7 protein-coding genes are annotated in these 7,130 nt (G+C 62.7%); 3 read left to right on the plus strand and 4 right to left on the minus strand.

Annotated elements, in window-relative coordinates:
* Window positions 1-242: 242 nt before the first annotated feature.
* The 3 genes from ACOVRJ_RS20300 (at window position 243) to ACOVRJ_RS20310 (ending at window position 4,038) form a co-directional block, all read left to right on the plus strand.
* Window positions 243-1,337 (plus strand): PQQ-dependent sugar dehydrogenase, encoded by a 1,095-nt coding sequence (locus ACOVRJ_RS20300; protein WP_422045634.1) that lies wholly within the window; start codon window positions 243-245, stop codon window positions 1,335-1,337.
* Window positions 1,334-3,238, plus strand: a complete 1,905-nt coding sequence (locus ACOVRJ_RS20305; RefSeq protein ID WP_422045635.1) for a TonB-dependent receptor family protein — start codon at window positions 1,334-1,336, stop codon at window positions 3,236-3,238. Before ACOVRJ_RS20300 ends, ACOVRJ_RS20305 begins: the two co-directional genes overlap by 4 nt.
* A 74-nt stretch (window positions 3,239-3,312) precedes the next feature.
* A complete protein-coding gene (locus ACOVRJ_RS20310) occupies window positions 3,313-4,038 on the plus strand; it encodes a hypothetical protein (RefSeq protein ID WP_422045636.1) in 726 nt (241 codons plus the stop codon).
* A gap of 102 nt (window positions 4,039-4,140) precedes the next feature.
* Here the strand turns inward: ACOVRJ_RS20310 and ACOVRJ_RS20315 are convergent, their stop codons facing one another.
* The 4 genes from ACOVRJ_RS20315 to ACOVRJ_RS20330 all read right to left on the minus strand — a co-directional run.
* A complete protein-coding gene (locus ACOVRJ_RS20315; protein WP_422045637.1) occupies window positions 4,141-4,422 on the minus strand; it encodes an HU family DNA-binding protein in 282 nt (93 codons plus the stop codon).
* 270 nt (window positions 4,423-4,692) lie between these two features.
* Window positions 4,693-5,169: a DM13 domain-containing protein gene (locus ACOVRJ_RS20320; RefSeq protein WP_422045638.1), complete on the minus strand. Its 477-nt coding sequence runs from the start codon at window positions 5,167-5,169 to the stop codon at window positions 4,693-4,695.
* A gap of 134 nt (window positions 5,170-5,303) precedes the next feature.
* The gene (locus tag ACOVRJ_RS20325) at window positions 5,304-6,179 is read right to left on the minus strand and encodes a toll/interleukin-1 receptor domain-containing protein (protein WP_422045639.1); all 876 of its coding nucleotides are present in this window, start codon (window positions 6,177-6,179) and stop codon (window positions 5,304-5,306) included.
* A gap of 560 nt (window positions 6,180-6,739) precedes the next feature.
* On the minus strand, window positions 6,740-7,130 hold a 391-nt coding region (locus ACOVRJ_RS20330; RefSeq protein ID WP_422045640.1), incomplete at its 5' end, for a hypothetical protein.

Below are 7,130 nucleotides of genomic sequence, written 5' to 3' on the forward strand. Positions count from 1 at the left end.
CTGCGGCGTGGAGCGGGGCGGAGCGCGCCCGTTTGAGTGCTGTCGCAGCGCAGCGCAGCTTCGGCTGAAGTCTGACGCCTCTCTGAGCCTCTGCCCAGCCTTGGCGCGGCCACGTCCCGGCCCTTGAGGGGTCATTCCGAGCCTCTGCGCGAGAGCGCCCAAGGCCATGCAATACTTGCTCGCACATGCCTCGGTCGACGCTTGTGTCGACCCAGCCTACTCCATTCGACAGACGCCAAATCATGAAGAAGTATTTGTTGGGGCTGCTTTTGCCCATCGCCGCACAAGCGCAAGCACAAGTTCTCAAGACGGAGCTGGTGGCTCAAGGCTTTCAAAGCCCCTGGGCCATAGCCGCCTTGCCGGACGGTGAATGGTTGGTCACCGAAAAGCCCGGTGCGCTGCGCAAGGTGGATGCCAAGGGCAAGGTCAGTGCGCCGCTGAAGGGCGTACCCAAGGTGGATGCCGTGGGACAGGGCGGCTTGCTGGACCTTGTGTTGGACAGTGGCTTCGCCAGCAACCGTCAGCTCTATTTCTGCTTCACCGAAGCCGGCGCTGGTGGCAATGGCACGGCCTTGGCCAAGGCGCGCTTGAACGCAGAGGGCACCGCGCTGGAGCAGGTGCAGGTGATCTTTCGGCAAGTGCCCAAGATGGAGGGGCGCCACCACTACGGCTGCCGCATCGTTGAAGCTGCCGATGGCAGCTTGTTCATGACCCTGGGCGAGCGCTTCATGGGCATGCAGCGTGCGCAGCAGTTGGACAACCATTTGGGCAAGATTGTGCGCATCACCAAAGAGGGCCAGGCCCCGGCGGACAACCCCTTCACCAAGACCACCGGCGCTTTGCCCGAGATCTACAGCTACGGCCACCGCAACCCGCAGGGCTTGCTGCTGGATGCTCAAGGGCAGTTGTGGGCGCATGAACATGGCCCGCAGGGCGGCGATGAATTGAACCGCGTGCAAGCGGGCAAGAACTATGGCTGGCCGGTGATCACCTATGGCGAGAACTATGGCGGCGGCAAGATCGGCGAAGGCCTGACGGCCAAGGAAGGCATGGAGCAGCCGACGCTGCATTGGACGCCTTCCATCGCCCCCTCGGGCCTGGTTCAACTCAGCAGCAAGGCCTATGGCGAGTCCTGGCAGGGCAGTTTCTTTCTGGGCTCCTTGAAGTTCCGTTACCTGGAGCGCGTGCAGTTCCAGGCGGGCAAACCGGTGGTGCAGCAAAAGCTGCTGCAAGACGTGGGGCGACTGCGCGATGTGCGCCAGGGCTCGGATGGGCTGCTCTATGTGCTGACCGAGAATGAGCCGGCGCAACTCTTGCGTCTGCGGCCTGGCCCTTGATCGCGGCGTTTGTGCTGGCCGCGGCGGTCAGCACCGAGTTGCCCGCCGTGGCCGTGCAAGGCCGGGCCGATGGGGTGCAGACGGCCACGGTCATCCTGGCTGATCCCCTGTTGAGCGAGCGCCCGGTGGCGGACTGGTTGCTCAGCGCGCCTGGCGTGTTCGCTGCGGAGCGTGGCAACTTTGCGCAGGACACGCAGCTCTCGGTGCGCGGCTTCGGCGCACGCAGCGCCTTCGGTGTGCGCGGCTTGCGCATCTATGTGGACGGTGTGCCGGCCACCATGCCGGATGGCAGCGCTTCCCTCAGCCATGTGCCGCTGGCCAGCCTGGCGAGCATCGAGTTGCTGCGCGGCCCCTTCAGTGCGCTGTATGGCAGCAATAGTGGCGGCGTGCTGGCCTTCATAACGCGCCCGGCCAGCGGCGCCGAGCCGCTGCGGCTGGGCCTGCAGCGCGGCGCCTTTGGTGAGCACTTGCTGCGCCTGCAGTCCGGGCAGCGGCTCGGCGATGCAGCCCTGCGTCTGGATGCCAGCAGTTGGAGGCAAGATGGCTGGCGCCCGCAGGCTGCGGCCGAAAAGCACTTGCTGGACCTGCGCCTGGATCACGGCCCTTTGCGGCTGAGCCTCAATGCGATGCGCCTGAACGCCGACGACCCGCAAGGCCTGAGTCGGGCGCAATGGGACAGCCAGCCCTTGGGCACGGCAGCGCCCGCACAAGCATTTGACACCCGCAAGCTCACCGATCAATGGCAGCTCGGTGCGGGCTGGCTGGGGGGCAATGCCTGGCTGGGTCAGCGCCAGGTGAAGCAATGGCAGTCCATCCCGGTGGCCGCGCAAAGGCCGCTCAGCCATCCGGGCGGCGTCATCGATCTCGAGCGCCGCTTCGCCGGCCTGGATGTCAGAACCCAGCGCGCTGTTGGCGAGGCCACCGCCGTGATGGGGCTGGCGCTGGAAGGGCAATGGGACCGACGCAAAGGCTTCGAGAACTTCGTCGGCTCGCAACTCGGGCTTACCGGCGACCTGCGCCGCGATGAGAGCAATCGGGCGCTGAGCTTGGACCTTTATGCGCAAGTTCAGCAGCGTCTCGGCACCGACACCACCTTGCAGGCCGGGCTGCGCGGCAGCCGGCTCTTCATGCGCAGCCTGGACCACTTTCTCAGCAATGGGGATGACAGCGGCAGTCGTGTCTTCAACACCTGGAGCCCGGTGCTGGGCGCCAGCCACCGCTTGGGTGAGGGCTGGCGCCTGCATGCCAGCCTCGGTCGTGCGCAGGAGACGCCCACCCTGAATGAGGTGGCCTACCGTGCCGATGGCAGCGCCGGATTCAATGCCCAGTTGCGCGCGCAGCAAAGCCGTCAGTTCGAGATCGGCCTGCTCGGGCATGGCTTGGAGTTGAGCGCCTTCATTGCGCGCAGCCGAGACGAAATCATGGCCGTGGGCAGCGTGGGCGGACGCGCTCGTTTTGGCAATACCGACGCCACCCGACGCGTCGGCGCCGAGTTGGCTTGGCAGCACAACCTCAATGCTGCTTGGGATTTGCAAGTCGCCCTGACGGCCTTGCAGGCGCGCCTCGGTGATGGTTCGGTCTTGCCGGGCGCCCCGGCGCAGCAGGCCTATGCGGCACTCGGCTGGCAGGCTGCGGGTTGGAGCGCGCAGGCGCGGTTGCACGCGCGCAGCGAGTTGTGGGCCGATGCGCGCAACGCGGCACCGGGCTATGCGCTGTTGCATCTGACGTTGCAGCGAGACGGACGCAATGCCCTGGGCCCCTGGCAGCTGCGCTTGGCCTTGGACAATGTGTTCGACCAAAAACATGCGGCCAGCGTCATCGTGGCGGAAGCCAACGGGCGATTTCTGGAGCCCGGAGCACCGCGCCGACTCCAACTGGGGCTGAGTCAGAGCTTTCTTTGAGTCAGGCCGACAAGGCAAGGCCGCGCGCCTCAGCTAGAGTGCCTGACTTGTCCCTTGCGCTGAATGGCCGCCCAATGAATCGACTGCAACAAGAACTGCAACGCCTTTACGGCCCGCAGCCCCTGGCATCGCGCGCCGCGATGCTGGCGTTGTCGCGGCCGGCCGATTGGCTCGCCTTGGGCGCTTTGTGGCGCGGCGTGCAGGCGGATCTGGGTTTGCCCGCGCCCGCGATCGCGGTCTCCGGGCGAGATGGCTACCAGCTCTGGTTTGCTTTGGCCGAGGAAGAGATGGGCGCGCAGGCGCATGAACTGCTGCAGGCCTTGTGCCAGGTCTACCTGCCTGAGGTCGCGGCGACACGCTTGGGAATCTGCGGCCCGGCCTCGGCGGCGCAGCAGGCGGGCCTGCCGCTGCCGCCCCAACTCGTCGCGGCTGGGCAGTGGTCGGCTTTTGTTGCGGCCGACCTGGCGCCGGTCTTCAGCGAGGAGCCTTGGCTGGACACCGAGCCCGGCCCGGACGCACAAGCCGAGGTGCTGGGCCGCCTGCATTGCATCAGCCGCGTGCAGCTGGATGCGGCCCTAGCGCTGTTGAAGCCGCAGCTCAGTCTCCGGCCGCAGGCGGCGCAAGCGCCCGTGATGTCGGACGAGCAGCAGCGCCAGAAAGCGCCTCCTAAGGGCAGCTTGGCAGAGCTGGGCAGCGAAACCGATCCGCGCCGCTTTCTGCTGCGGGTGATGAATGACGAACAGGTGGCCCTGTCTCTTCGTATCGAGGCCGCCAAGGCCTTGTTGACGCAGCCGAATTAGGAAGCGGGCGCCGCCACGGCGTTGGCACCCAGGCCATAAAAAAAGGGCGCCGTCAGCATGACAGGCGCCCTTTCGGCTCAGGCCAGTAACACTGGCTTGGGCTTACTTCTTGGCGTTGACCGCGTCTTTCAGCGCCTTGCCGGCGGTGAACTTGGGCACGGTGGCCGCTGCGATTTCCAGCGCTTCGCCGGTGGCTGGGTTCTTGCCGGTGCGGGCAGCGCGCTCGCCCACCTTGAAGGTGCCAAAGCCCACCAGGGCCACAGAGTCACCAGCGGCCAGGGCTTCGGTGATCGTGCTCAGGGCAGCATCCAGCGCGGCAGTTGCCACAGCGCGTGTGGAACCACTCTTGGTGGCGATGCTTTCGATCAGTTCACTTTTGTTCATCAGATATCCAGTGGGTACACAACAATAAATCCCGTGACGGGGGCGCGATTATCTGCTTTTCGGCGTGACAGCTCGATCATCCGGGCTGCGGCGCGATTTTTGATGGTGAATTTTGACGCGTTTGCCTGACGAGCCGATGACTGCTTTGCGGGGATGGAACAGGTCCGCGGCTCGGGGCGCCGACGCAGCCAGTCCCAAGGACGCGGCTTGCGCCAGCGCCCGCAAGCCCCAGCGCTTCCCCTTGAAAGACCAGTTCGGCGCTGCCCGCATCTACCTGTACTTGGCGGCGGTGATGAACTCACCAAAGGTCTCGCACCAAACAATAACGGCGGTGTACCTTGAAATGTCAATGCCGGCCGGCACCGCAACGACAAAGTTCTCGAAGGTCTTGACGTCGCCGACCCGGACCATGTCTTTCTTGAGCCTGTTGAAGTCTGCTTCGGTTTCAATGAACTCGGGAGACAGGTACAGCTTGTAGTCCGGCCCCGGGGCGAGTGTTCCGAGCAGGGAGATCGCAGTGGGTGCAAGGGATACGAGGCCCTCGCCCCAGTGGAGGGCATCGCTGTCCTTCAGATCGCGCCTGAACTGACCCGTGAACTGGGTTTGCGCGGCAGCAGCCTTGACCTCTGCTGCGGTCGGCGCGGCTGGTGCGATCAATAGGGGCAGGGTGTAAATGCCTCCAGCGAAGCCGGCAGCAGCGACGGCGATGTGGGAGGCGACGAGCAGCAGTGCTTTGCGAGCGTTCATGGGCCTGCGTCAGGGCAGCGGACAGTTCCGTGCGCTTGAATGTAGCTATAGAAATGAAGCACAGCAATCAAGCACAGCAATCAAACGGCGTGGCTGCATTGGGTCCAGTTGAGCGAATGGTTAGGCGTCAGTTGTTACTTTGCGACGGCTGAACAAAGTTGATCAACTAGCGCGCCCCACTGACATAGCGAAATGTCCAGTGCATGTCTTTCCGCCAATCCAAACCCAGCCCACGCTCCGAGCGTGCCGCCGGCCAAGATGGGAATAACAGAGATGCCTTGCTCCAACGCAAGTTGAAGCTCCTTCTTCACCCAAGGCGAATGCAGGGTCGTGTCCCCAACAATCAGCACAAAGAATCGCGAGCGCTCAATCGCCCTCTGTAGGACCGGCCACCATTTCTCACCGCCGCGCAGCGACTCCTTGTCGCGGAAGACGGCAACACCGCGAGCATGAAGAGCTGCTGACAGACGAGCGGCAAGCGTCCTGTCCCTGTCAGTCCCCTGGTAGCTGATGAAGACACTCCAACGATCGGACTCGGCCGAGAATTCGCTGAGTAACTTTGCATCAACAGTGCTGAGTGCTCGCGGAGTCTGTATGGACTGGCCAATGACCCGAAGTCTGTCGACAGGGTGATCAATCGGCTTCGGTGGTTCAAATCTGAGTGCCAAAAGCAGGAGTCGCGCATCATTTGCAGCGAAAAGGGTGGCCTTCGAGCGATCGGCAACGACTGCAAACTGACCAAACTCTGTGGGATGCCTGAACGTGTGTTTGCGGCACCCGTCAAGACGAAAGGATAGAGAGTAGTTTCGACCGCCCGTCGGAACTCGCCGTGAGAGAACTATCCACAGCGTGCCGCCATCTCCAATCAAATCTTGAAGGTCTCTTCTATTTGAGGCCAGGCCGAAATACTTGCCATCCAGCCAAGCCGGGCTGTTCCTGTCCCACCTTGCTATCGCCAATGCATGCCCGCTAAGCGCCGGGCTTCTGGCCCGATGACCGAGCTCTTCCATAGGATCGCTCCTTTGTCGGTTAACGGACTATTGCGGCTCCGGGGCCAGCCTAGGTTTCTGACGAACAACGTGCGGGTTCACCGGAGTAGTGGGGTATGGCGGCCTTGTGTCCTTAATCCAATGGAGGACCAAACGACGGCATGCCTCGCTGACTCCAGTTGAAACAATGGTTATGAGTTTGCGAGAGAAAGCTCATATTTCGCGGCGAGCCAGACGCGCTGCACCAATACCAAGCATAAATGGGATCGCAATTGCGAAGCCAGGCGCGCGGCCGAGAGAGGCGAGCAAGACAAGCGCCGTGGAACAGACGCCGAGACTGATAGCCATAGCGCCTATCGCTGCGAGCGTGTTCGGTCTTGCATGTCCTCGCCTGCGACAGATGACACTCACCAACCACGCAGACAACATTGGTTGCACTGCGCCGGCCGCAAATGAAGCAACAGCTATGAGGGCGACGACTGCGTGGATTTCCACAGAGCTTTCCTAAGGTACATAACGTTTCAATTAGGCGGATCAGGCGGCGGAGCTGGCGCAGGTCCGCTGCAATGTAGGGCTGGGCATCATTTTGGCGCCGACCAGGGATCCATTCGAGTGACCCTCTGTATTGAACCGGACCACAGACCCAAGTGCCCTCCATCCTTCGTAGAGAAGACACCCTCCACGATGACATATTGATTGTTGGTGCTCAGCGCTGACTTCTTTGAAACTGGCACAACATCAAGCCAAAGCCCGTTTTTTGTTATGCCCTGCAAGTAGTCATCTCGATGGAGATAAATCGCATTGCCTTCGAACTCCAGCCGAGCAAAGCCCATGACTCGAACTCGCTTGCCGTCGAACTCCTTCGGCGTGGCGATGAGACTGATCAATGAGACGTCTAGAGGCTGCGCAGACGTCGCGCTCGCGAAGACCAACAGCCCGATCAAAACCAAATGCCTATTCATGATGCTCAAC

Source organism: Roseateles sp. (assembly GCF_049240545.1).
Classification (GTDB): Bacteria; Pseudomonadota; Gammaproteobacteria; order Burkholderiales; family Burkholderiaceae_C; genus Paucibacter_A.